The 24081-nt window shown below is 67.0% G+C and carries 17 protein-coding genes and 1 pseudogene; 12 read left to right on the forward strand and 6 right to left on the reverse strand.

Annotation, left to right across the window (positions count from 1 at the left end):
- The 6 genes from H261_RS26485 to H261_RS06490 form a co-directional block, all read left to right on the forward strand.
- Positions 1-712: calcium-binding protein (locus H261_RS26485; RefSeq protein ID WP_008615635.1), on the forward strand; the 712-nt coding region annotated here is incomplete at its 5' end.
- Between the two features lie 33 nt (positions 713-745).
- Positions 746-4717 (forward strand): peptidase domain-containing ABC transporter, encoded by a 3972-nt coding sequence (locus H261_RS23250; protein ID WP_008615636.1) that lies wholly within the window; start codon positions 746-748, stop codon positions 4715-4717.
- A 19-nt stretch (positions 4718-4736) separates the two neighbouring features.
- Positions 4737-6713: an HlyD family type I secretion periplasmic adaptor subunit gene (locus H261_RS06470; RefSeq protein ID WP_152426740.1), complete on the forward strand. Its 1977-nt coding sequence runs from the start codon at positions 4737-4739 to the stop codon at positions 6711-6713.
- 289 nt (positions 6714-7002) lie between these two features.
- A complete protein-coding gene (locus tag H261_RS23255) occupies positions 7003-8193 on the forward strand; it encodes a PAS domain-containing sensor histidine kinase (RefSeq protein ID WP_161625009.1) in 1191 nt (396 codons plus the stop codon).
- Entirely contained in the window at positions 8190-8834 is a 645-nt protein-coding gene (locus H261_RS06485) for a response regulator (RefSeq protein WP_008615639.1), read from the forward strand. The genes H261_RS23255 and H261_RS06485 overlap by 4 nt, the downstream gene beginning before the upstream one ends.
- A gap of 119 nt (positions 8835-8953) precedes the next feature.
- Positions 8954-10465: a radical SAM protein gene (locus H261_RS06490; RefSeq protein ID WP_008615640.1), complete on the forward strand. Its 1512-nt coding sequence runs from the start codon at positions 8954-8956 to the stop codon at positions 10463-10465.
- 12 nt (positions 10466-10477) lie between these two features.
- Here H261_RS06490 and H261_RS25740 read toward each other — a convergent pair whose 3' ends face one another.
- Genes H261_RS25740 through H261_RS26490 form a run of 4 tightly spaced genes read right to left on the reverse strand, consistent with a single transcriptional unit; the run spans position 10478 to position 11250 of the window.
- Positions 10478-10633 (reverse strand): hypothetical protein, encoded by a 156-nt coding sequence (locus H261_RS25740; protein ID WP_008615641.1) that lies wholly within the window; start codon positions 10631-10633, stop codon positions 10478-10480.
- A 2-nt stretch (positions 10634-10635) separates the two neighbouring features.
- On the reverse strand, positions 10636-10869 hold the full coding sequence (locus tag H261_RS25745; protein ID WP_008615642.1) for a hypothetical protein: 234 nt from the start codon (positions 10867-10869) through the stop codon (positions 10636-10638).
- Positions 10870-10893: 24 nt separating this feature from the next.
- Positions 10894-11103, reverse strand: a complete 210-nt coding sequence (locus H261_RS06495; protein ID WP_008615643.1) for a hypothetical protein — start codon at positions 11101-11103, stop codon at positions 10894-10896.
- Between the two features lie 21 nt (positions 11104-11124).
- Positions 11125-11250: a hypothetical protein gene (locus H261_RS26490; RefSeq protein ID WP_268743947.1), complete on the reverse strand. Its 126-nt coding sequence runs from the start codon at positions 11248-11250 to the stop codon at positions 11125-11127.
- A 254-nt stretch (positions 11251-11504) separates the two neighbouring features.
- On the opposite strand from H261_RS26490, the gene H261_RS06500 reads away from it, so the two are divergent.
- From H261_RS06500 to H261_RS06525, 6 genes are all read left to right on the forward strand, one after another.
- Positions 11505-12077: a hypothetical protein gene (locus H261_RS06500; protein ID WP_008615644.1), complete on the forward strand. Its 573-nt coding sequence runs from the start codon at positions 11505-11507 to the stop codon at positions 12075-12077.
- A gap of 80 nt (positions 12078-12157) precedes the next feature.
- Positions 12158-13375, forward strand: a complete 1218-nt coding sequence (locus H261_RS06505) for a sensor histidine kinase (RefSeq protein WP_008615645.1) — start codon at positions 12158-12160, stop codon at positions 13373-13375.
- Between the two features lie 50 nt (positions 13376-13425).
- On the forward strand, positions 13426-16308 hold the full coding sequence (locus H261_RS06510; RefSeq protein WP_152426741.1) for a chemotaxis protein CheB: 2883 nt from the start codon (positions 13426-13428) through the stop codon (positions 16306-16308).
- Between the two features lie 19 nt (positions 16309-16327).
- The gene (locus tag H261_RS06515) at positions 16328-18991 is read left to right on the forward strand and encodes a cation-translocating P-type ATPase (protein ID WP_008615647.1); all 2664 of its coding nucleotides are present in this window, start codon (positions 16328-16330) and stop codon (positions 18989-18991) included.
- A 114-nt stretch (positions 18992-19105) separates the two neighbouring features.
- Positions 19106-20488 carry a class II fumarate hydratase gene (fumC, locus tag H261_RS06520; protein ID WP_008615648.1) on the forward strand — a complete coding sequence of 461 codons (1383 nt, stop codon included), beginning with the start codon at positions 19106-19108 and terminating at the stop codon, positions 20486-20488.
- Between the two features lie 129 nt (positions 20489-20617).
- Positions 20618-21646 carry an MBL fold metallo-hydrolase gene (locus H261_RS06525; protein WP_008615649.1) on the forward strand — a complete coding sequence of 343 codons (1029 nt, stop codon included), beginning with the start codon at positions 20618-20620 and terminating at the stop codon, positions 21644-21646.
- Between the two features lie 68 nt (positions 21647-21714).
- On the opposite strand, the gene H261_RS06530 is transcribed toward H261_RS06525, so the two are convergent.
- Both H261_RS06530 and dxs read right to left on the reverse strand, forming a co-directional pair.
- Entirely contained in the window at positions 21715-22032 is a 318-nt protein-coding gene (locus tag H261_RS06530; protein ID WP_008615650.1) for an ArsR/SmtB family transcription factor, read from the reverse strand.
- 131 nt (positions 22033-22163) lie between these two features.
- Positions 22164-24079: pseudogene (gene dxs / locus H261_RS06535) on the reverse strand (1-deoxy-D-xylulose-5-phosphate synthase).
- Positions 24080-24081: the final 2 nt, after the last annotated feature.

Raw genomic sequence — 24081 nt, forward strand, 5'->3', positions numbered from 1 at the left:
GACGGCGGTCACCGTCAACCTGGGCACCGGCAGCGCCTCGGGCGGCGAGGCGGCCGGCGACGTGCTGAGCGGCATCGAGAACCTGCTGGGCGGCAACGCCGCCGACATCCTGACCGGCGACGCGGGCGCCAACCGGCTGAGCGGCGCGGCGGGCAACGACACTCTGTCGGGCGGGGCGGGCGACGACATCCTGGCCGGCGGAGCCGGTTCGGACCGCCTGACCGGCGGCGACGGCGCCGACACCGCCGATTACTCGGCCTCGGCCGCGGCGGTGAACGTGGACCTCACCCGCGCCACCGCCCAGAGCGGTGGCGACGCGGCGGGCGACATTCTGGCGGGGATCGAAAATCTGACCGGCGGCGTCGGCAACGATCTGCTGACCGGCGACGGGGGCGCCAACACCCTGACCGGCGGCGGCGGGTCCGATACGCTGAACGGTGGCGGCGGCGACGATCTGCTGGTGTTCCGCGCCTCGGATTTTCCCGCCGGATCGGGTGGCACCCTGGCCGATTTCGTCTATGGTGGCGGCGGGGCGGATACGCTCGATATCTCGGCGGTGGGGCAGAATTTCCAGCTGCTGATCAACGGGGTGGAGCAGCCGCTGCCCGCCGGATCGCACGAATACGTGGATACCCAGGGAATTCAAGGCGATATCCGGTTCGGCGACAACTCGGTCATCCACCTGGATGGTGTGGAAAAGATCATCTACTGATGGGGCGTCTTGGATAAGGGTCGGCACGGGACGATGGACGCCGGGGGAGCGAAGCCTCCGCGGCGCAGGGGGCTGCCTTGGGTCCGCCAGGTCCGCTCGCTGGCCCGGCGCAGCCTGCCGCCCCGCTGGTTCCGCCAGGAGCTGAAGAGGTTCTGGCGCGCCCTGGTGACGCCGCCCGCCTCGATTCTGGACATGTCGGGACTTCGGCGCTGTTTCGCCGACCTGATGGCGGCGACCATCGTCCTCAACCTGCTGGGCCTGGCCCTTCCCCTGATCCTGCTGCAGGTCTACGACCGCATCCTGCCCAACGCGGCGGTGGATACCCTGGGGGCGCTGGTGGCGGGGATCGTCGTGGCGGTGACGCTGGAGATGGTCCTGCGCATGGCCCGTTCGGCGATCACCGCCTGGACCGCCGGGCGTTTCGAGCACATGGCGTCGAGCCGGGTATTCCGCTCGCTGCTGCGCTCGCCGTTGAACAGCTTCGAGACGAGCGGCGCCGGCGCCCATCTCGAGACCATGAACGCCATCGGGCGGCTGAGGGATTTCTACGCCGGCCAGGCCTTCGTGACGATCTTCGACATTCCCTTCGCCCTCCTGTTCCTCGGCCTCCTGGCGGTGTTCGGCGGCTGGCTGGCGCTGGTTCCGGTGGCCCTGCTGGCGGCCATGGTGGTGGTGGGCATCGTCTCCGGCCATCGGCTGCGCGTGCTGCTGAAGCGCCGCATGCTGTTCGATCAGAGCCGCAACAACTTCATCCTGGAGGTGCTGTCCGCCATCCAGACGGTGAAGTCCCTGGCCATGGAGGCGCAATTGCAGCGCCGCCACGACCGGCTGCAGGAAAGCAGCGCCCAGGCCGAATTCCATTCCGCCGACCTGTCCCAGAAGACGGCGGCGCTGGGCCGGCTGTTCTCCAGCCTGACCACCATCCTGGTGGTGGCCCTGGGCAGCCTGCTGGTCATCGAGGGCGACATGTCCACGGGCGTGCTGGCGGCCTGTTCGCTGCTGGCCGGGCGGGCGACCCAGCCCATCCAGCTGGCGCTGGACCGCTGGACGCGGTTCCAGGCCGCCCGCCTGGCCGAGGAGCGGCTGGAAAGTCTGTTGGGCGATGACGATGAGGCCGGCGGCAAGCCTCCGCTGCCGCCGGTGTCCGGGGAAATGACCCTTTCCGGCCTCCACCTCCGCTACGGCACCGGCATCGAGGTCATTGCCGGCCTCGATCTGGCCATCGCGCCCGGCGAGATGATCGGCATCACCGGCGACAGCGGCACCGGCAAGAGCAGCCTGCTGGCCCTGATGGGGGGGCTGGAGGCCCCGACCGCCGGTTCGGTCCGCGTGGACGGCCACGATCTGGCGGCGCACGCCCCCGGCAGCTGCCGCGCCCGGATCGGCTACATCGCCCAGCGGACCGAGCTGTATCGCGGCACCATCCTGGAGAATCTGTCCAGCTTCGACCCGGACCGCATCGAGGCGGCCCGCGAGGTGGCCCGCGAACTGGGGATCGAGCGCTTCGTCGCGCGGCTGCCCCTGGGATATTCCACCCCCGTGGCCAGCGGCCCGCAGGATTCCCTGCCGCGCGGCATCCGCCAGCTGATCGCCATCGGCCGCATCCTGGCCAGCCGGCCCAACATCATCCTGTTCGACGAGGCCAACACCGCCGTCGACGGGGCCGGCAATCAGGCGTTGCGCGACATGCTGGAGCGCCTGAAGGGCAAGGTGACCATCGTCCTGGTCTCGTCGCGCCCGTCCTTGCTCAATCTGGCCGACCGCAGCTTCGAACTGGCCGACGGGCGCCTGTGCCCGGCGGGCCACGAATCCCTGCGGCCGGTGGCGGACAATTCCGCCGCCGCCGCCGCCGCCATGATGGGGCCGATGATCCTCGCCTCCCTGTCGGCCGAGGACGAGGGTGAGCCGGCCTCGCTCGCCGATGCGGATTTCCTGCGCGGCCTGAAGCAGGCCTCTCCCCTGGGGCGCTGCCTGGTGCCTTTGCTGGAGGCCATGCGGTGGTGCACCGATCCCCGCCGCCTCGCCGAGGCCATGCCGCACATCCAGTCCAAGCTGGACATCGTGTCGTTCCGCAACGTCATGGCCAATCTGGGATTCGGCAGTTCCTCCATCGCCATGAGCGGCGAGCCGGTGGAGCCGCGGCTGCTGCCCTGCCTGTTCATGGCGGCGGACGGAGCCCCCATGGTGCTGCTGGACGCCGCCCACGACCACGTCTCCGTCTATGACGGCGCCGATGGCGCCACCCGGAAGGTGCCCCATGGCCGGCTATGGGGCGTCGCCTACTTCTTCGCGGCCATCGACGCCGCCGCCGGCCCCAAGCCCGGGCGCTGGTTCCAGACTCTGATGGAGCGGTTCCGGGGGCTGATCTGGGCCATCCTGGCGCAAAGCCTGCTGATCAATGTCCTGTCGCTGGGCGTGCCGCTGTTCACCATGTCGGTCTACGACAAGGTCGTCGGCAGCGGCGACGCGCGGATGCTGATCGGCATCCTGGGCGGTGTCGGCATCGTCATCGTCGCCGAGCATGTGTTGCAGGAACTGCGCAGCCGGGCCAACGCCTATATGGGGGTCCGGCTCAGCTTCATCACCTCGGCCATGGTGTTCGAGCGCACCCTGGCCCTGCCGCTGCAGATGACCGAGCGGGTGGGAATCGCCGGCCAGCTGGCCCGCTTCCGGGAGCTGGAAAGTTTCCGCACCCTGTTCACCGAGGGGCTGGCGGTGGCCCTGCTCGATTTTCCCTTCGTCTTCCTCTACGTGGTGGTGCTGTTCGTTCTCGGAGGGCCGGTGGCCCTGGTTCCGGTGGTCGCCCTGGGGGCGTTCCTGCTGATCCTGGTCGGCCTGATGCCCCTGGTCCGCGCCCGGGTGGCCGACATGGCCCGCACCGGCAACCAGCGGCAGGAATTCATCGTCGAGACCCTGACCAAGATGCGGTCGCTGCATTCCGACGGGTTGCAGGATATCTGGGAGCAGCGCTTCCGCGCCTATTCCGCCGACGCCGCCATGGCCGGCCGCCATGCCGCCGCCCTGTCGGGGGGGCTGGCCGCCCTGTCCCAGGCCATGGTCATCGCCGCCGGAATCGCCACCATGACGGTGGCGGTGCATCAGGTCCTGGCCGGGCGGATGAGCGCCGGCGCCCTGATCGCCGCCATGATGGTGGTCTGGCGGGTGCTTGCCCCCATGCATGCCGGCTTCTGGCTGCTGCAGCGTCTGGAACAGGCCCGCGGCACCATCCGGCAGGTGGAGAACCTGATGGCGCTCAAGACCGAATCCGAGGAGCGCCCCCTGGGCAGCACCGCCCTGCGGCTGAAGGGGGCGGTGACCTTCTCGCGGGTGTCCATCCGCTATTCCAGCGATGCCGACCCGGCTCTGCTGGGCGTTTCCTTCCAGGCCAATCCCGGAGAGGTGATCGCGGTGGTCGGTCCCGACGGCGCGGGCAAGTCGACCCTTCTGAAGCTGATCGCCGGCCTGTACCAGCCGCAGGCGGGCAACGTGGTGATCGACGACATGGATATCCGCCAGCTCGATCCCGTGGCCCTGCGCAAGGCCATCGCCTACGCCCCCCAGGTGCCGGAGCTGCTGTTCGGCTCCATCGCCCAGAATCTGCGTCTGGCCCATCCCAACGCCAGCGAGGACGATCTTTGGCACGCCCTGGAGATGGCGGGCGTGCGCGATGAGGTGTCTGATCTTCCCTCCGGTCTGGACACCAGGGTGGGCGACGCCCGCAACAACCTGATTCCCGGCGCCCTGGCCCAGGGCCTGTCCCTGGCCCGCGCCTATCTGAAGCGCAGCCCGATCATCCTGCTGGACGAGCCGGTGACCGGCCTGGATTCCGAGGGCGACCGCAAGTTCCGCGAGTTCATCGAGTGGACCCGGGGGCTGGCCACCATCTTCCTGGTGACCCACCGTCCCAGCCATCTGTCGCTGGCCGACCAGATCCTTGTCCTGGACAAGGGGGCGATCCGCATCTCGGGTCCGGCCTCCGAGGTCCGGGCCAAGCTGGCGGGATAGAGCAATGGAGAGCAAAGCCATGACCCTGTTGGACAGCCTTCCCCTGCTCGGCGCGCTCCAGGCCGCCATCCTGCTGGGCTACCTGCTGCTGCGCCGCCGGGTCGATTTCGCCCGCACCGCCCTGGAACTGGCCCTGCTGGTCAGCATCGCGCTCGGCCTGTTCGCCGTTCCCGGCGGCGGCAACCGCCTGGGATTGGGGGCGTGGGGCGGGCTGGCCTGGGCCGTCGCCATCCCGGCGGCGGCGGCGTTCGCCTACGAGTTGCTGGGGATTCGCCTGGATCGCTGGGTCCGGCTGATGGGCTGGCTGGCGCTTGGCCCGGTCCTGATGGCGGCGGGAGCCTGGTTCGGGCCGGACGGTTGGCTGCCGGTCCTTCAGTCCTGCTGGCTGATGGTCATGGGATTCGGCGGCCTGTGGCTGATCGGCCGGCGCATGGGCGCGGTCTCGGCCCTGCTGCAGCGTCCCATGGGGGGCACCCGTCTGTTCGCGGCCGGCGCCCTGGCCGGCATCCTGGGGGTGCGGGGGCTGGTGGAACTGGCCTTCCTGGGCAGCCCGGCCATGGCCGCCGACGCCGCCCGCTGGGGCGCCTTCGGCTGGTTCATCGGCCTCAGCCTCCTGATGCTCTCGCTGACCCGCCTCTATCCCGAAACGGCGGAAACGGCGCTCGAGCTGAACGATTACGAGAGCATCGACCATTTCCGCCGCCACCTCGCCCATGCGGTGGTGTTCGAGGAGGGCGGCGTCGGCCCGCTGGCACGGGCCTCGGTGCTGACCACCATCCTGACGGTGCTGGCGCTGCTGGGCTGGAGCGCCGTCACCCCGGTCAAGGAAGTGGCCGCCACCAGCGGGCAGGTGGTGCCCTCCAGCCAGATCCGCCCCATCCAGCACCTGGAGGGCGGCATCGTCGCCGAGGTCCTGGTGCGCGAGGGGCAGCTTGTCGAGAGGGGCGAGGTGCTGCTGCGCCTCGATCCCGCCCAGGCGGTGGCGGAACTGGAGCAGATCAAGGTGCGCGAGGCCGGCCTGGAATTGCGTTCCGAGCGCCTGCGCGCCTTCGCCGAGGGGCGCGGCCCGGATTTCTCCCATGCCGGCGGCGGAATGGGTGATTCCCAGGTCAGCGACCAGAACACCATCTTCAAGGCGCAGGAAGCCTCCCGCGGCGCCGGCGTGGCCGTCCTGGCGACCCAGATCGCCCAACGCCGCTCCGAGATCAGCCAGTACGAAGGCCAGCATGCCGCCCTGGGCGAGCAGCTCAAGCTGGTGGAGCGCGAGGTGCGCATCCGCGAGGACCTGCTGGCCAAGGGGTTGAATTCCCAGGTGTCGTTCCTGATCATCAAGCGGGAGTCCGAACGCCTCAAGGGCGAGCGTTCCAGGCTGTTGGCCCAGATCCGCACCTCGCGCGAGGCGCTTTCCGAGGCGGAATCGCGCCTGCAGGACCAGCGCAGCAAGCTGGCCCAGGACGCCTTGACCGAAATGGGCACCGCCGGCGCCGAGCTGGCCCAGCTGCGCGAGACGCGGGCCAAGCTGGAGGACCGGGTGCAGCGGCTGGCCCTGGTCGCCCCGGTGCGCGGCATCGTCCAGGAACTGAGCGTCGCCAGCCCCGGCGCGGTGATTCCCCAGGGCGGGCTGGTCACCAAGATCGTCCCGGTGGACGACACCCTGCTGGTGGAGAACCAGATCCAGCCCCGCGACGTGGGGCATGTGCAACCCGGCCAGCCGGTGCGCATCAAGGTCTCCAGCTACGACTTCGCCCGTTTCGGCGCGGTCGACGGCGTTCTGACCCAGATTTCACCCTCCACCTTCCTCGACGAGGACAAGCTGCCCTACTACAAGGGGGTGGTGGCCCTGGCCAAGAGCCATGTGGGCGACGATCCGGAGCGTAACCGCATCCTGCCCGGCATGACGGTGCAGGCCGACGTGGTCACCGGCGAGAAGACCATCCTGCAATACCTGCTCAAGCCGATCCAACTGGCGGCGTCCCAGGCGTTCCGGGAACGTTGAGCGTATCCATGGGGCAAGGGTGTGGCCTCCCGGTCACTCCTCCCGAAGTTCAGCCCGCCTCCCCGAGCAGTTCTGCGCTTCCCGGAATGCAATGCCGTTTACGCCTATAACCGTCGATATTTGCGACTCGTCCATGATAAAGTCGTAATGGTGATAAATTATATCGCCAGGAACTCCTTCCGGGGAGCTGCGGGGGGGTAGTCCCATGGCCGCGACTTCAGAGCCCGTCCCTCTCAGGGCGAGAAAGCCCTCTCGCTCATCCTCTCCGCCAAGGCATGGCGAAGCGGAAGTGGCGAGACATCCTCTTGCCGATGTGCTTCCCTCGGCCGAACGGCTCCTCCATGAACTCCGCGTCCATCAGATCGAACTGGAGATGCAGAACGAGGAGTTGCGCCGGGCTCAACTGGCCCTGGAGGAATCCCGCGACCGCTATGTCGATCTCTATGATTTCGCTCCGGTCGGCTATGTCACCCTGTCCGGCAACGGCCTGATCCAGGATATCAACCTGACCGCCACGACCCTCCTGGGGATGGATCGGATCGGGCTGTGGCAAACGCGCTTCAGCGCCCTGGTGGCGGTGGAGGACTGCGATTGCTGGCACCGCTTTCTCATGTCGGTGATGCGCGACGCCGACAAGACGCGGCGAAGCGTCGAACTCTCCCTGGTGCGTCATGACGGACGGAGTTTCCACGCCCAGCTGGATTGCGTGCGCATCGCCGGAGACGCCCAGGATTCCAGCCTCCGCATCGCGCTGACCGACATCACCGCGCGCAAGCAGGCCGAGGCGGAGCAGCGCGCCGTCCTGCAGATGGAACACCTGCGCCAACTGGCCGTCGAGGAAATGCTGACCGAGCAACGGGAGCGCCACGCCATCGCCACCGATCTGCATGACGGCCTGGGACAGACGCTGCATGTGGCCCGGATCAAGCTGGGGACCCTGGCGAAGGGCGTGGCGGCGGGCAGCGGCGTCACCTCCCAGATCGACGAGTTGAGCGGTCTGCTCGCCGAGGCCAGCCGTGAAGTGCGCTCGCTGACCTCCAAGCTCAGCCCGCCGGCCCTGATGGACCTGGGGCTGGTGCCGGCCCTGTCGTGGCTGGCCGCCGAGATGGAGCGGGTCTACGGGCTGACGGTCAGTGTGGATGATGACGGCGCCCCCAAGCCCCTGACCCAGTCCCAGGCGGCCATCCTGTTCCGGGCGGTGCGCGAGTTGCTGATCAACGTCGCCAAGCACGCGGGAACCGCCGCCGCGCGCGTCGAAATCCGCACTATCGGCCGCCAGTTGAGACTGATCGTCGAGGACAAGGGAAGCGGTATCGGCAATTGGCGGGGGACGGTGATGGACGGCAAGGGTTTCGGCCTGCCCAGCGTTCACGAGCGCACCGCCTTCCTTGGGGGAACCATGGGCGTCAAGACCAGCCCGGGCGACGGCACCACCGTCATCCTCGAAATCCCCCTCGAGTCGCCGGAGCGGGCGCCATGACCATCCGGGTGATGCTTGCCGACGACCACCGCATGTTCCGCGAGGCGCTCCGCATCCCGCTGGAGGCCGAGCCGGACGTGGAGATCGTCGCCGAGGCCAGTTCCGGCGCCGATACCCTGGCCTCCCTCGAGTGGGCCTGCCCGGACGTCCTGGTCCTCGACATCGGCCTGCCGGACCTCAACGGTATCGAGGTGGCCCGTATGGCGATCAGGCAACATCCGTCCTTGCGCATCGTCGCGCTGTCGGGCTTCGCCGACCGCATCTATATCGAGGAGATGCTGAAGGCCGGAGCCCACGGCTATGTGGTCAAGTCGTCCGGAGCCGACGAACTGGTGTCGGCCATCCGCACCGTGGCGGGCGGGCGCAGCTTTCTTTCGCCCGAAGCGACCCAGGTCATGCTCCGCCGCATCCAGCCCGACCAAGGCGCCGTGGCGCCGCCGCCCAGCGTCCTCGGCAAGCGCGAGCGGGAGGTGCTGAGCCTGCTGGCCGGCGGCAAGCGTTCCGCCGAGATCGCCGCCAGCCTCGGCATCACGGTCGGGACGGTGGAGGTCCACCGCCGCAACATCAAGCAGAAGCTCGGGATAAACTGCACCGCCGACCTGACCCGCTATGCCATCCATGAGGGGCTCATTCCCTCCTGAAACCGGCGCTACCAAGTTTCGGGTAGTGTCGCTAAGGGCGGGGCGGAATTGTTCCATCCCACCGATGCGCTACCATGTTGGGCCGTCCCGGCGATCTGCTATCCGGGAAAGATCGCTTCATGCATCTGCTGCTGATCAATCCAAAATTCCCCGAAAGCTTCTGGAGCTTCCGCTGGGCCATCGATCAGGTGCTGCCGGGTAAGCGGGCGGTCAATCCGCCCCTCGGCCTGGCGACGCTGGCGGCCCTGTGCCCCGCCCATTGGCGGGTCGAGATCGTCGACGAGAATATCGAGGAGATTCCCCATGCCACCACCGCCGACATCGTCGGGGTGTGCGGCATGGGTGTCCAGTTCGCCCGTCAGCGCGAATTGCTGGACCATTACCGCGACCAGGGGCATTACGTGGTGGCGGGGGGCAGCTACGCCTCCCTGTGTCACGACGATTACGTCCCGATGGCCCATACGGTGGTGGCCGGCGAGGCCGAATATGTCTGGAAGGAATTCTGCCGCGACTTCGAGGCGGGAACGCCCAAGCCCCTCTACCACGAGACCGGAACGGTGGCGCTGGCCGATTCGCCGGTTCCCCGCTACGACCTGCTCCGGCTGGACGCCTATTCCAACGTCACCATCCAGTTCTCGCGCGGGTGTCCGTTCCGTTGCGAGTTCTGCGACATCATCGTGATGTTCGGGCGCCGTCCGCGGGTCAAGGGCCTGGACCAGATCGGGCGGGAACTGGACCAGTTGCGCCGCTTCGGCGCCCGCAGCGTGTTCTTCGTGGACGACAACCTGATCGGCAATCCGAAGGAAGCCAAGGAATTGCTGCGCTTCCTGGCCGCCTACCAGCAGCGGCACGGCTACATGTTCAGCTTCGGCACCGAGGCGTCGCTCAACATGGCCCAGGACGACGAATTGCTGAATCTGTTCCGCGCCGCCAATTTCGGCTGGGTGTTCATCGGCATCGAGACGACCGATCCCGTCGGCCTGAAGGAAACCGGCAAGACCCAGAATCTGCGGGAAGACACCCTGACGGCGGTGCGGCGCATCTACGCCCACGGCATCGACGTGCTGGGCGGCTTTATCATCGGCTTCGACCACGATACCCTGGACACCTTCGAGCACCAGTACCGCTTCATCACCGAGGCGGGCATCCAGTCGGCGATGATCGGCCTGCTCATGGCGTTACCGCGTACCCCGCTGCACGAGCGGATGCAGAAGGAGGGCCGCCTGCGGCCCATGGAAAGGCATTCGGACAACACCTGCCTGACCACCAACATCGTGCCGAAATGCATGAGCGCCGAGGCCATGGCCGCCGCCTACCAGACCCTTTACGGCCGCCTGCTCACCGGCCCGGAGATCGGGCGGCGCATCCGCAACAAGGCGGTGCATCTGCGCGTCCCGGTCTACGGCAGCGGCTATTCCATGCGCCAACGGGTCGGCATCGTCGCCCGCCTGCTGGTCAAGGGCATCCTGTCGGGTGGCGTGTCCACCCTGGTGCCGTTCGTGCGCAGTTTTCCGTTCCTGGCGCCATCGCGCATTCCCATGGTCATTTCCGACTGGATCATCGGATTGTCCATGAAGGCGTTCGCCGAACGGCACCTGACCGGTGCCGTCCCGCGGCAGGAGGCCGACTGAACGCCGCCGGCCTCAATCCGGCTTTGCCGCCGGCGGGCCGGCGGGGCGGGGCGCCTTCTTGCCCATCCGGCTGTCGTCGCTGAACACCGACACCGCCTCGGGAATCTTCTTCACCGCCGATTTGGGTTTTTTCGGCTCGCGGCCGCTACGCTTTTGTCCCTTGGCCATCTCTATTCTCCTGTTCGCATCAGGCGGTCACGGGACCGCACCGGCGTGTTCCGGACACGGGATACCGCATCCCTGAATCCCTGGCCCCAGCGTTCCCGCTCCACCGGCAGCAGGTAGGGGTTGAGACGGTCGGCCTCCCCGTCCATATCGGCCGGATCGGAATCGGCGTATTGCCGTCCCACGCCCCATCCCCCGGCGTAGATCCGGCTGAGTTGGAACGACGTGCTGTCTGACATGGCCCTCCCCTCCCTTTCCTCCGGCTAGGACGTCCGGGTGCTGCAATAGCTCCGCCAGACCGGAGCCAGATCGGCGGGATCGTCGAAGTCGATGCTCACCATGCCTTGATCGAAGCGGGTGCCCCGGCCGAAATGCCAGTCTCCCGACGGATGCGAGGTGTTGAGGAACACGGCCAGCCTGTTCATCCCATCGATCCCGGGGGAGATGGGAAAGGTCATCATGTTGACGGTCATGTCCGATACTCCTGTTGCCGCTCAACCGACATGGGGGCGCAACACGCTCCAGAGCGCGATCATGATAATCAGGGCAAGTGGGACGAGGACCGGCGGAACCATCCATTCCTTCAGTTCAAAGGGAGCTTTGGGGAGTTGATTGCTCATTTTCTCGTCCTCCGCCGGCGTATCGGTCTCCGGCAATTGATATATAATGTCATACAGTAATATTGCAAATCACCGCCTCATATTAATTTGGATTTATCAAATCAATTTGAGTGAATATACCGGCTTATGGGTAGCCATTGTAATGATTTGTGCGGATTTTTGTTTTTCAATCCATGGTGTATTATTAGGTAAAGCCTTGGTCGGCTGAAGCGGTCAGGGGCCCGCTGACACTGTGAAAGAAGCGGAAGAATCCGATGTCCAGTCTTACTCAGCTGATTGCCGGGCTCCATGCCCGCAAGGGTTATGACCGGATCGCCGCTGCCCATCTGCTGGAATCCGGCTTTCATGGCGAGGTGGATGCGGCCGCCGAGCGTATCGGCGCGCTGTGCTCCAAGGCCTGCGCCCGCCTGTCGGCCCAGGCCTTGTCCCTTGAGGCGAGGTTGCGGAGCATTGCCGATGCCGCGCCATCGCACCCGGATCAGGCCCTCCGGCACGAAGCGGATGCCGGAACCGCCAGGCTGGAAGCAACCGGCAATGCCGCCTTGGAGGAGATTCACATCCTGGCGGTGACGCTATCCTTGAAGACGCAGGAGGCTGCCGGACGCGCCGCCGATGCCTTGGGGGAATGCTCCGAGGCCTGCCGCCCCGAATCCGGTTTGGCCGCAAATATCGTTCTGGATGCCGCCGACCATGTATCGGCGGCCCTGCGGCGGAGATCGACCGCCGCAAGCCGCGATATTCGGGCGACACTCGGGAGCGCCGGCCGCAGAATCGAGGCGGTTGCCGGAAAGACGGCAAGCGCTGGGATTGGTGTTTCTCGCATATAATTTATACCCTGAATGGTATATTCTTTTATCCCATGGCATGAGGTTATGCCGGTGATGTCCTTGGGTGGAAGGGGCCTTTGATGATCCAGGACCCCGGCGGGGACGTATCGCCGTCCCCCGAACGCCTTCTCCACGAGCTTCGCGTCCACCAGGCTGAACTGGAGATGCAGAACGACGAATTGCGGCGGACCCAATTGGCGCTGGAGGAATCCCGCGACCGTTATGTGGATCTCTACGAGTTCGCCCCGGTCGGCTACCTGATCCTGTCCAACACCGGCGTAATCACCGAGATCAACCTGACCGGCGCCTCCATGCTGGGAACGGAGCGCACCAAGGTGATTTCCCGGCGCTTCGACGCCTTCATCGCTGCCGCCGACACCGATCGCTGGCACAGGCATCTGGTGTATGCCCTGCACCACCCCGGCCGGCACGAATGCGAACTGGCCCTATTGCGGGGCGACGGCAGCGAATTTGCCGGCCACCTCGATTGCCTGCTGCAGGGGCTGGAGGCGGCCCCGGTCCTGCGCGTCGCCCTGGCCGATATCACCGCGCGCAAGCGGGCCGAAGCGGAACTGGCCACGACCCGCGAGGCGCTGCTGCGGGCCAACGAGAGGCTGCGGACCTCGAATCATGATCTGGAGCAGTTCGCCTACGTGGCATCCCACGACCTGCAGGAACCGCTGCGCATGGTCGTCAGCTACGGCCAGTTGCTGGAGAAGAAATACCACGACCGGCTGGACAATGACGCCCATGCCTTCATCGGCTTCATGGTCGAGGGCGGAGCCAGGATGCAGGCCATGGTCACCGATCTGCTGGAATTCTCGCGGGTCGACCGCATGGGGGGGAAGCAGGAATCCTTCGGCAGCGGCGAGGCCGTGGCCGAAGCTCTGTTCGGCCTGTCCCAATCCATGGCCGAGGCCGGGGCCAAGGTGGACCATGCCGGCCTGCCCGGTATCGTCTACGACCGCCACCAATTCATCCGCCTGATGCAGAACCTGATCGGCAACGCCGTGAAGTACCGCGATCCAGCCTGCCCGCCGAAGATCGCCATCGCCGCCCGGCGCGACGGGCACCAATGGGTGTTTTCGGTCACCGACAACGGCATCGGGATCGATCCGGCCTATTTCGAGCAGATTTTCGCCGTTTTCCGCCGCCTCCATACCCGCGACCAGTACAGCGGCACCGGTATCGGTCTTGCCGTGTGCAAGAAGATCGTCGAACATCACGGCGGCCGCATCTGGGTGGAGGCCAATCCCGGGGCAGGCTGCACGTTCTTCTTCACGGCACCGGACCCCTGACGCCGCACGTCAAGGGCGCCCAATCCCGCCAGGGTTCAGGAGTCTTTCTGGTGACGAGCAAAGCCTTGCCCAAGCCCCCCGCCGCCGAACTGTCCATTGTCGGGCTAGGAGCGTCAGCCGGCGGGCTGGAGGCGTTCGAGACCTTCTTCCGCAATCTGCCCGCCGATACCGGCATGGGCTTCGTGCTGGTCTCCCATCTCGACCCCAGTCACACCAGCATCCTTACCGAGATCCTGCAGCGGACCACCACCATGCCGGTGGTCGAGGCCACCGACCAGATGGTGGTGGAAGCCAACCGGGTCCACGTCATCCCACCCAATCGCGACATGACCCTGTTCCAGGGCCGTCTGCAACTCAGCCTGCCGGAACGGCCGCGCGGCCAGCGCATGCCCATCGACGCCTTCCTGCGTTCGCTGGCCGAGGACCGGGGCGAGAACGCCGTCGGCATCATCCTGTCGGGCACCGGTTCGGACGGGACCCTGGGCCTGCGCGCCATTCTGGGAGGCGGCGGCGTCAGTCTGGTGCAGGACCCGGCCACCGCCCAATACGACGGCATGCCGATCAGCGCCATCCATGCCGGCTTCGCCACCCATGTCCTGGCGCCCGAACTGATGCCCGGCGTCTTGCAGGCCAAATGGCGCCGCCAGGGGATCGTCAAGGAAACAGCCCCCACCCCGGCGACCATCGGCGGCATGAACCAGATCATGATGCTGTTGCGCTCGGGCACCGGCCACGACTTCTCCGGCTACAAGAAAAGCACCATCGGCCGGCGCATCGAGCGGCGGATGGCCCAGCACGACATCGAGGACATCGAACTCTACGCCCGCTACCTCAAGGGACATCCGGCTGAGATCCTGATTCTGTTCAAGGAACTGCTGATCAACGTCACCAGCTTTTTCCGCGACTCCGAAGCCTTCGCGATCCTGAAAAAGGACGTCCTGCCGCAGATTCTCGCCGACAAGCCCGACGATTACGTGGTCCGCCTGTGGGTCGCCGGCTGCGCCACCGGCGAGGAAGCCTACTCCATCGCCATGGTGCTGCGCGAGGTCATGGAGGAATCCGGCCAGGAGTTGAGGGTCCAGCTCTACAGCACCGACCTCGACGATGACGCCATCGCCACGGCGCGCACCGGCTTCTACCCCCCCAACATCACCCAGGATGTTTCGCCCGAGCGGCTGCGCCGCTTCTTTATCAAGGAAGACAGCGGCTACCGGGTGAAAAAGGAAATCCGCGAGATGGTGGTGTTCGCCATCCAGAACGTCATCAAGGACCCGCCCTTCACCAGGATGGATCTGGTCAGCTGCCGCAACCTGATGATCTATCTGGAAGCCGAGTTGCAGAACCGCCTGATTCCGGCCTTCCACTATGCCCTGAAGACCGGGGGCGTACTGTTCCTGTCGCCGTCCGAGAGCATCGGCGGCCATACCGAGCTGTTTTCCCCGCTCAGCCGGAAGTGGAAGTTGTACCGGACGGCCCCGTCCATCGCCTCGACCCGCGCCATGATGGCCAGCGGCCTGTCCTGGGCCACCGGCGCCACCCGCAGCCCCCCCGTGGAAGTGATGACCAAGACCAAGGAAACCAATATCGCCGAACTGACCCGCCGGGCGCTGGTCCAGTCCTTCGCCCCGGTCTCGGTGATGACCGATTGCAAGGGTGACATTCTCTATGTCCACGGCGACACCAGCCGCTATCTGCGGCCGCCGCCCGGGCAGGCCACCCTCAACGCCGTCGAGATGGCCCACGAAGGCTTGCAGCTTGAATTGCGGACGGCGCTGGGCCAGGCGGTCAGCCACGGCACGCCGACCCTGGAGCGGGACGTGTCGTTCATGGTCGGCGCCGAGGTCCGCCGGGTCAGCCTGGGGGTCAGGCCGCTGCCGGACCCCGAGCCCGGCCTGGGACTGGTTCTGGTCAGCTTCCAGGAACTGCCCGCTCTCTCTTCCGGCAAGCCGGCCCGCCGCCGGCGCGCCACCGGCTCCATCGACCGCCAGCGCACCGAGGAACTGGAGCGCGACCTGGCCTATACAAGGGAAAACCTCCAGGCCACCATCGAGGAGCAGCAATCCTCCAACGAGGAACTGAAATCCGCCAACGAAGAGATGCAATCCACCAACGAGGAACTGCAATCCACCAACGAGGAGCTGGAAACCTCCAAGGAGGAGCTGCAATCGGTCAACGAGGAGCTGATCACCGTCAACGCCGAACTGCAGGCCAAGATCGAGCAATTGGCCGGCATGCAGAACGACATGAAGAACCTGCTCGACAATATCAATGTCGGCACCATCTTCCTCGACGACCGCCTGGCCATCCGCCGCTTCACCCGCGAGGCGGCCAAGGTCTACCGCCTGGTCAATACCGATGTCGGGCGTCCCTTGGGCGACATCAAATCCGACCTGGACGACGAGGACCTGCTGAGCAAGGCGCAAACGGTGATCGAAACCCTGATCCCCTACGAGCGGGAGGTGCGCACCACCGGCGGCGACTGGTACCTGACCCGCATCCAGCCCTACCGCACCCTGGACAACGTCATCGACGGCGTGGTGATCACCTTCGCCAACGTCAGCGCCCGCGTGGCCGCCGAACAGGCCGAGCAGGAGGGCCACGACATCGCCGAGAGCATTGCCGATGTCGTGGACAGGCCCATGCTGGTGCTGGACGGCGCCTTCACCGTCATCTTCGCCAACAATGCGTTCTATCGCGGCTTCAAGGCCTCGCCGGCCGAGACGCGGGGACGGTCGGTCTACGCCCTGGAAAACCATACGTGGGATACCCCGGCGCTGCGGGACCTGCTCGAAACCGTCCTGCCCAACCAGCAGAGCTTCGACGGCTTCTTGCTGGACAACCGCCAGATGCGGCTCAGTGGCCGGCGAATCGTTTGCGGAGCCAGTAACAGGCCATTGATTCTCCTGACGTTCGAGGAAGGCGTCGCCGGATAGCCCCACGGGGGGAAACGCCATGCGTATCCAGGACCTGCCCGTCGATGCCGTCTACGACGCCCTGGTCACCGGACCCGAGGGGCTTTCCGCCGCCGAGGCGGCGCGGCGTCTGGCGGAGTACGGAATCAACCAGGTCGAACGGATTGCCCCGGAATCCCTGCCGCTGCGTTTTGCCCGCCAGTTCACCCATCTGTTCGCGGTGGTGCTGTGGCTGGCGGCGGCCCTGGCCTTTTTCGCCGAGACTTTCCAGCCCGGGCAGGGCATGGGCACGCTGGGCATCGCCATCATCCTGGTGATCGCCATCAACGGCAGCTTCTCGTTCTTCCAGGAATATCGCAGCGAACGGGCCTTGGAATCCCTGATCCTGCTGTTGCCGCTCAAGATCAAGGCGCGGCGCGGCGGCGAACTGGTCGAGGTCCCGGCCACCCAGCTGGTGCCGGGCGACGTGGTGGTGCTGGAGGAAGGCAACGCGGTGCCGGCCGATTGCCGCGTCGTGCGCTCCATGGGCGTGCAGGTCAATCTGGCGTCCATCACCGGGGAATCGGTGCCGGTGGTCAGGGATGCCGATGCCGACCCCCATGCCGAGCTCGGCGCCGCCCGCAACGTCCTGCCGGCCGGAGCCGATATCGCCGCCGGCGAGGCCGAGGCGGTGGTGTTCGCCACCGGCATGCGCACCATGCTGGGTGCCATCGCCCACCTGACCCAGACCGCCGGCCAGCAGGCCTCGCCGCTGCAAAAGGAGGTCCTGCGGTTGTCGCGCATCATCACCGTGTTGGCGATGGGCAGCGGCGTGGCGTTCTTCGCCATCGGCATGAGCGGCGGCATGGACATCTGGCATGCCTCGATCTTCGCCATCGGGCTGATGGTCGCCAATGTGCCCGAGGGGCTGTTGCCCACCGTCACCCTGGCCCTGGCCATGGCCAGCCGGCGGCTGGCCCGCAAGAACGTGCTGGTGCGCAAGCTGACCGGCGTCGAGACCCTGGGCTCGGCCACCGTCATCTGCACCGACAAGACCGGCACCCTGACCGAGAACCGCATGCGGGCCAGGCAGGTCTTCATGGCCGGACGCCTGATGGAGGCCGATGCCGTCGCCGATGCCGGCCTGGCCGGAAAGCTGGCCCTGGAGACCGCCGCCCTGTGCCAGACCCTGGATGTGGTGGATCGGCAATTGGTGGGCGACCCCACCGAGATCGCCCTGGTGGAACTGGCCGGAGGCATGCCCGCCGGCGAGCCCCTCGACGGTATTTCCTTCGATTCCACCCGCCGCCGCATGGCCCTGCTGTATGCCGGCGAGAGCGGCGCGGTGCTGCATGTGAAGGGGGCGCTGGAGGCGTTGCTGCCGCTCTGCGGCCGGGTCGCCGATTCCGATGGTGTCCGAAGCATCGCCGAGACCGACCGCAAGGCCCTGCTGCAGGCCGAGATCGATATGGCCGAGGCGGGCATGCGGGTGCTGGCCCTGGCCCGCCGGGAGATGGCGCCCGGCACCGCCAAGGAGTTGTGGGAACAGGATCTGGTGCTGCTGGGCCTGATCGGGCTGCAGGACCCGCCGCGCCCCGAGGTTCCCGACGCGGTGGCCCGCTGCCGGGGGGCCGGCATCAAGGTGATCATGGTGACCGGCGACCATCCCCGCACCGCCGAGGCGGTCGCCCGGCAGGTGGGGCTGGTCACGCGGCGCCACCCGCGCATCATCGTCGGAGATCACCTGCAGCGCATGTCCAAGACCCAGCTGCAACTGGCGCTGGACGCCCCCGAGATCATCTTCGCCCGGACCCGCGCCGATCAGAAATGGCGCATCGTCGATGCATTGCAGGCCAAGGGCGAAGTGGTGGCGGTTACCGGTGACGGCGTCAACGACGCGCCGGCCCTCAAACAGGCCGATATCGGCATCGCCATGGGGGCCTCGGGCACCGACGTGGCGCGCCAGGCCGCCGACATGGTCCTGTTGGACGATAACTTCGCCAGCATCGTCGCCGCCATCGAGGAAGGCCGCGCGGTGTTCGACAATATCCGCAAGTTCCTGACCTATATCCTGACCTCCAACATTCCCGAGATGGTGCCCTATCTGCTGTTCGCCGTGTTCAACGTGCCCCTGGCCCTGACGGTGGTGCAAATCCTGGCCATCGACCTGGGCACCGACATGGTGCCGGCCCTGGCCCTGGCGGTGGAGCGCCCCCGGGCCGGCGTGATGACCCGCCCGCCACGCGCCCGCGGCGAGCGCCTGATCGACAGCGCCCTGCTGGCCCGCGCCTACGGTTTCCTCGGTCCGCTGCAGGCGGCGGGCGCCATGGCGGCGTTCTTCCTGGTCCTCACCGGAGGCGGCTGGTCCTGGGGCCGGGAGCTTCCAGTGGATTCGGCGCTTTATCTGCGGGCCACCACCGCCTGCCTCGCCACCGTGGTGGTCATGCAGATGGCCAACCTGTTCGCCTGCCGCAGCCATGACCTCTCGGCGTTCCGGCCGAGCCCCGGAACCAACCGCCTGATCCCCGCCGGACTGATTTTCGAGGGCGCCCTGATCGCCGCCCTGGTTTATTCGCCGCTCGGCAACACCCTGTTCGCCACCGTTCCGCTGGCGGCGGCCGACTGGCTGCGGGCCGGCCTGTTCGCCGCGCTGCTGCTGCTGGCCGAAGAGGCGAGGAAGCTTGTCATTCGTCTGAGCCCCAGGGACGCCCCCTTGCCGAAATGATCCACCTGGACGGAAGGGACGGCCACGAAGGGAGTTTCCGCAACGCGCCGGATGATCATGGGGCATGATAGCCTCCTTGCGTATTGCGGCGGTCGTCCAGGAGAGGAGCAGCCCATGAACATCACCCGGCCGGAAAAGGATTCCTTCGGCATCATCCAGGTGCCGGAGCCCCGTATATGGGGAGCCCAGACCCAACGCTCGCTGGACTATTTCGCCATCTCCGGCGAACGCATGCCGACCGAGATGATCCTCGCCCTGGCTCGGGTGAAGGGCGCCTGTGCCCGGGTCAATGCCGGGCTGGGCCTGCTGGCCGCCGACACGGCCGACGCCATCGCCGCCGCTGCGCAGGAGGTGCTGTCCGGCCGGCATGAGCAGGAATTCCCCCTGTCGGTCTGGCAGACCGGCTCCGGCACCCAGACCAACATGAACATCAACGAGGTGCTGGCCAACCGCGCCTCGGAAATCCTGGGGGGCGAGCGCGGCCTGAACCGTCGCGTGCACGCCAATGACCACGTTAATCTGGGGCAATCCTCCAACGACGTCTTTCCCACCGCCATGCACGTGGCCGCCGCCATGGCCATGACCGGCGCCCTGTTGCCGTCGCTCGCCGGCCTGCGGACCACCCTGGCGGGGCTGGCCGGCGAGTTCGCCGCCATCGTCAAGATCGGCCGCACCCATCTGCAGGATGCCACGCCGCTGACCCTGGGGCAGGAGTTCTCCGGCTACGTGGCGCAACTGGACCACGCCGAAGCGGTGCTGAACGGGGTGCTGCCGTCGCTGTATCCGCTGGCCATCGGCGGTACCGCTGTGGGGACCGGGCTCAACACCCACCCGGAATTCGGCGCCCGCGTCGCGGCGGAGCTGGCGCGAACCTGCGGTCTGGCGTTCAGGTCGGCCGAAAACAAATTCGCCGCCCTGGCCGCCCATGACGGACTGGTGGCCGCCCATGGCGCCATCAAGACCCTGGCGGTGGCGTTGATGAAGATCGCCAACGACATCCGCTGGCTGGCCTCCGGCCCCCGCTCGGGGCTGGGCGAGATCAGCCTGCCGGAGAACGAGCCCGGCAGCTCGATCATGCCCGGCAAGGTCAACCCCACCCAATGCGAGGCCTTGACCATGGCCTGCTGCCAGGTCATGGGCAACGACGTGGCCGTCACCCTGGGCGGCGCCTCGGGCAATTTCGAGCTGAACGTCTTCAAGCCGCTGATCGCCCACAATGTCCTGCAAAGCCTCCGTCTGATGGCCGACGGCATGGCGAGCTTCGAGCGCCACTGCGTGCGCGGCATCACCGCCAACCGCCAGCGTATCGGCCAATTGCTGGATCAGTCGCTGATGCTGGTGACCGCCCTGGCGCCCCATATCGGCTATGACCGCGCCGCAGAGATCGCCAAGCGCGCCCACGGCGACGGCCTGACCCTGCGTCAGGCGGCCCTGGCGACGGGCTATGTCACGGCGGAGCAGTTCGAGGCCTGGGTGGACCCGGCGAACATGGTCTGACGCACCTTTGTCGACGGCGGTTGGGGAATTTCACCGCCATCCATGATGCGAACCGACACCGCCGCTTGAAACTTGCCGCACCGCATCAAATATGCAAAGACTTACCGAATTAACCCGGAGAGTCTTGCCGTGAGCCGTTCGACCCTGATCCATCCTCTGGCCGAGCCGCCGGAAGCCGCGCAATTGCTGGAGGTGGCGCCGGGGGTGCGGTGGATTCGCATGCCGCTGCCCTTCGCCCTCGACCACATCAATCTGTGGGTTCTCGACGACGGCGAGGGTGTGGTGCTGGTGGATACCGGCCTGGGCAACGACGCCACCAAGGCCCTGTGGGAGGAGATCTTCGCCGGGCCGCTGAAGGGCAGGGCGGTCAACCGGCTGGTCGCCACCCATTTCCATCCCGACCACATGGGCCTCGCCGGCTGGCTGTGCGACCGACTGGACGTGGATCTCACCGCCATGATGCGCGAATGGCTGTTCGGCCGCATGCTGTGGCTGGAGGACAGCGCCGATTTCGTCGCCAACCAGCTGCGCTACTACACCCGCATCGGCCTGGATGCCGAGCAGCTGGAGGGCGTCAAGGAGCGCCGCAACACCTATCGTTCGCGCATCGGCGTGATGCCGGTGCGGGTCATCGGTATCCGCCACGGCGACACGCTGTCCATCGGCGGCCGCACATGGCGGGTGATCGAGGGCGGCGGCCATTCCCCCGAGCATGCCTGCCTGTATTGCGAGGAGGCCGGGTTGCTGATCTCCGGCGATCAGGTGCTGCCGCGCATCTCGCCCATCGTCGGCGTCTGGCCGCAGCAGCCGGAATCCGAGCCGCTGTCCCTGTTCCTCGACGCCCTGGACCGTCTGCGCCAGTTGCCGGCGGAGACCCTGGTTCTGCCCTCCCACGGCCTGCCGTTCCGGGGATTGCATACCCGCATCGACGACCTCAAGGCCCACCATGCCGAGCGCCTGGACAAGACCCTGGAGGCCTGTGCCCAGCCGTCCACGGCGGTGCAGGTGCTGAGGGTGCTGTTCACCCGTCCCCTGGACGCCCATCAGCTGGGCTTCGCCACCGGCGAGACCCTGGCCCATCTCCATCACCTGATGAAGCTGGGCAGCGTGGCGCGGAGTCTGGAGGAAGACGGGGTCTGGCGCTATCGCCGGGTCTGAGTTTCAATAGACTGGAGGCATTGGGAGGCTGTGCCTCCCAATGGGGGATCGGGGCGCAAGCCCCGATGTCACCCCGCGCAGGCCACGCCTTCCGGCTTGCAGTACAGCCCGTACAGGGTGTCGATCACCGCGCGGGCCTCGATGCCGGCCAGGGAATAGAAGATGGTCTGGGCCTGGCGTCTTGTGGTGACCAGAGAGTCGCGGCGCAGGCGGGCCAGATGCTGGGACAGCGCCGACTGGCTGAGGCCGATGATGCGTTCCAGCTCGCCCACCGACTTTTCGCCGGGAAGCAGCTGACAGAGGATCATCAGGCGGTGCTCGTTGCTCATGGCCTTCAGCAACGCGCTGGCCCGGCGGGCGCTTTCCTGAAGTTTTTCCAATTCCATGACGGCATTCCTCAGAACTCGAATGTTACATATATGATATCACTGATTCACTGTAATTCAATCCATATACAAGACGGCGCCGCTCGATATCGAGCGGCGCCGCAATACTACGTACAGATATGTGTATATTGTCAGGCGCTGACCGCTTCGCGGGCCTGGCCCAGGGTGGTCAGCACGGTGGCGACGATGCCCGAGGCGTTGAGGCCGATCTTCTCGTACTGGATGGCCGGGGCGTCGTGTTCGACGAACACGTCGGGCAGGGCCAGCGGACGGACCTTGAGGCCGCGGTCCAGGGCGCCCTTGCTGGCCAGCAGGTGCAGCACATGGCTGGCGAAGCCGCCGACCGAGCCTTCCTCGACGGTGATCAGCACCTCGTGCTCGCGCGCCAGACGGAGGATCAGCTCCTCGTCCAACGGCTTCATGAAGCGGGCGTCCACCACGGTGGGGGCGAGGCCGCGCGCCGTCAGTTCGTCGGCGGCCTTCAGCACCTCGGCCAGACGGGTGCCGAGCGACAGGATGGCCACCCGGTTGCCTTCCCGCACCATGCGGCCCTTGCCGATGGGCATCACCGAGCCGCGTTCGGGCAGTTCGATGCCGACGCCCTCGCCGCGCGGATAGCGGAAGGCGGAGGGACGGTCGTCGATGGCGACGGCGGTGGCGACGGCGTGCATCAGCTCGGCCTCGTCGGCGGGGCACATGATGACGATGTCGGGCAGGCAGCCCAGGAAGGCCATGTCGTAGGAACCGGCATGGGTGGCGCCGTCGGCGCCCACCAGACCGGCGCGGTCGATGGCGAAGCGCACGGGCAGCTTCTGCAGCACCACGTCGTGCTGCACCTGATCGTAGGCGCGCTGCAGGAACGACGAATAGATGGCGCAGAACGGCTTGAAGCCTTCGGTGGCCAGGCCGCCGGCGAAGGTCACCGCATGCTGCTCGGCGATGCCGACGTCGAAGGTCCGCGCCGGAAAGCGGTCGCCGAACTTATCCAGACCGGTGCCCGCCGGCATGGCGGCGGTGATGGCGACCACGCGATCGTCCACCTCGGCCTCGGCGATCAGCGCCTTGGAGAACACCGAGGTGTAGCTGGGCGCATTGGCCTTGGGCTTCTCCAACTGGCCGGTCAGCACGTCGAAGCGGCCGACGCCGTGATACTTGTCGGCGGCGGCCTCGGCCGGCGGGTAGCCGCGGCCCTTCTTGGTCACCACGTGCAGCAGCACCGGCCGGGTTTCGTCGGAATCGCGGACGTTCTTCAGCACCGGCAGCAGGTGCTCGAAATTGTGGCCGTCGATGGGGCCGACGTAATAGAAGCCCAGTTCCTCGAACAGGGTGCCGCCGCCCGAGACCATGCCGCGGGCGTATTCCTCGGCGCGGCCCATGGCCCGCTCGAGGGGGGGCGCAGCAGGTGCGCCAGATCCTTCACCAGATGGCGCAGCGAGTGGTAGGACGGCGACGACAGCAGGCGCGACAGATGGGCGGAGAGCGCGCCCACCGGCGGGGCGATGGACATGTCGTTGTCGTTGAGGATGACGATCAGGCGCGAGCCCGCCGCCCCGGCGTTGTTCATGGCCTCGTAGGCCTGGCCGGCGCTCATGGCGCCGTCGCCGATCACCGCGATGACGTTATTGGTGGCGCCCTTGAGGTCGCGGGCCACCGCCATGCCCAGCGCCGCCGAGATGGAGGTGGAGGAATGGCCGGCGCCGAAGGGGTCGTACTCGCTCTCCGATCGCCGGGTGAAGCCCGACAGCCCGCCGCCCTGGCGCATGGTGCGCATGCGGTGGCGGCGGCCGGTGAGGATCTTGTGGGGATAGGCCTGATGGCCCACGTCCCAGATCAGCCGGTCGCGCGGCGTGTCGAAGATGTGGTGGAGCGCCACGGTCAGCTCGGCGACGCCCAGGCCGGCGCCCAGATGGCCGCCGGTGAACGAGACCGACTGGATCATTTCCTGGCGGACCTCGTGGGTCAGCTGCTCCAGTTCCTCGATGGAGAAGTCGCGGATATCGGCCGGGCTGGAGACGCGGTCGAGCAGGGACGCCTTGGGCTTAGTCATTC

The organism is Paramagnetospirillum caucaseum, assembly GCF_000342045.1.
In the GTDB taxonomy this organism is placed as follows: domain Bacteria; phylum Pseudomonadota; class Alphaproteobacteria; order Rhodospirillales; family Magnetospirillaceae; genus Phaeospirillum; species Phaeospirillum caucaseum.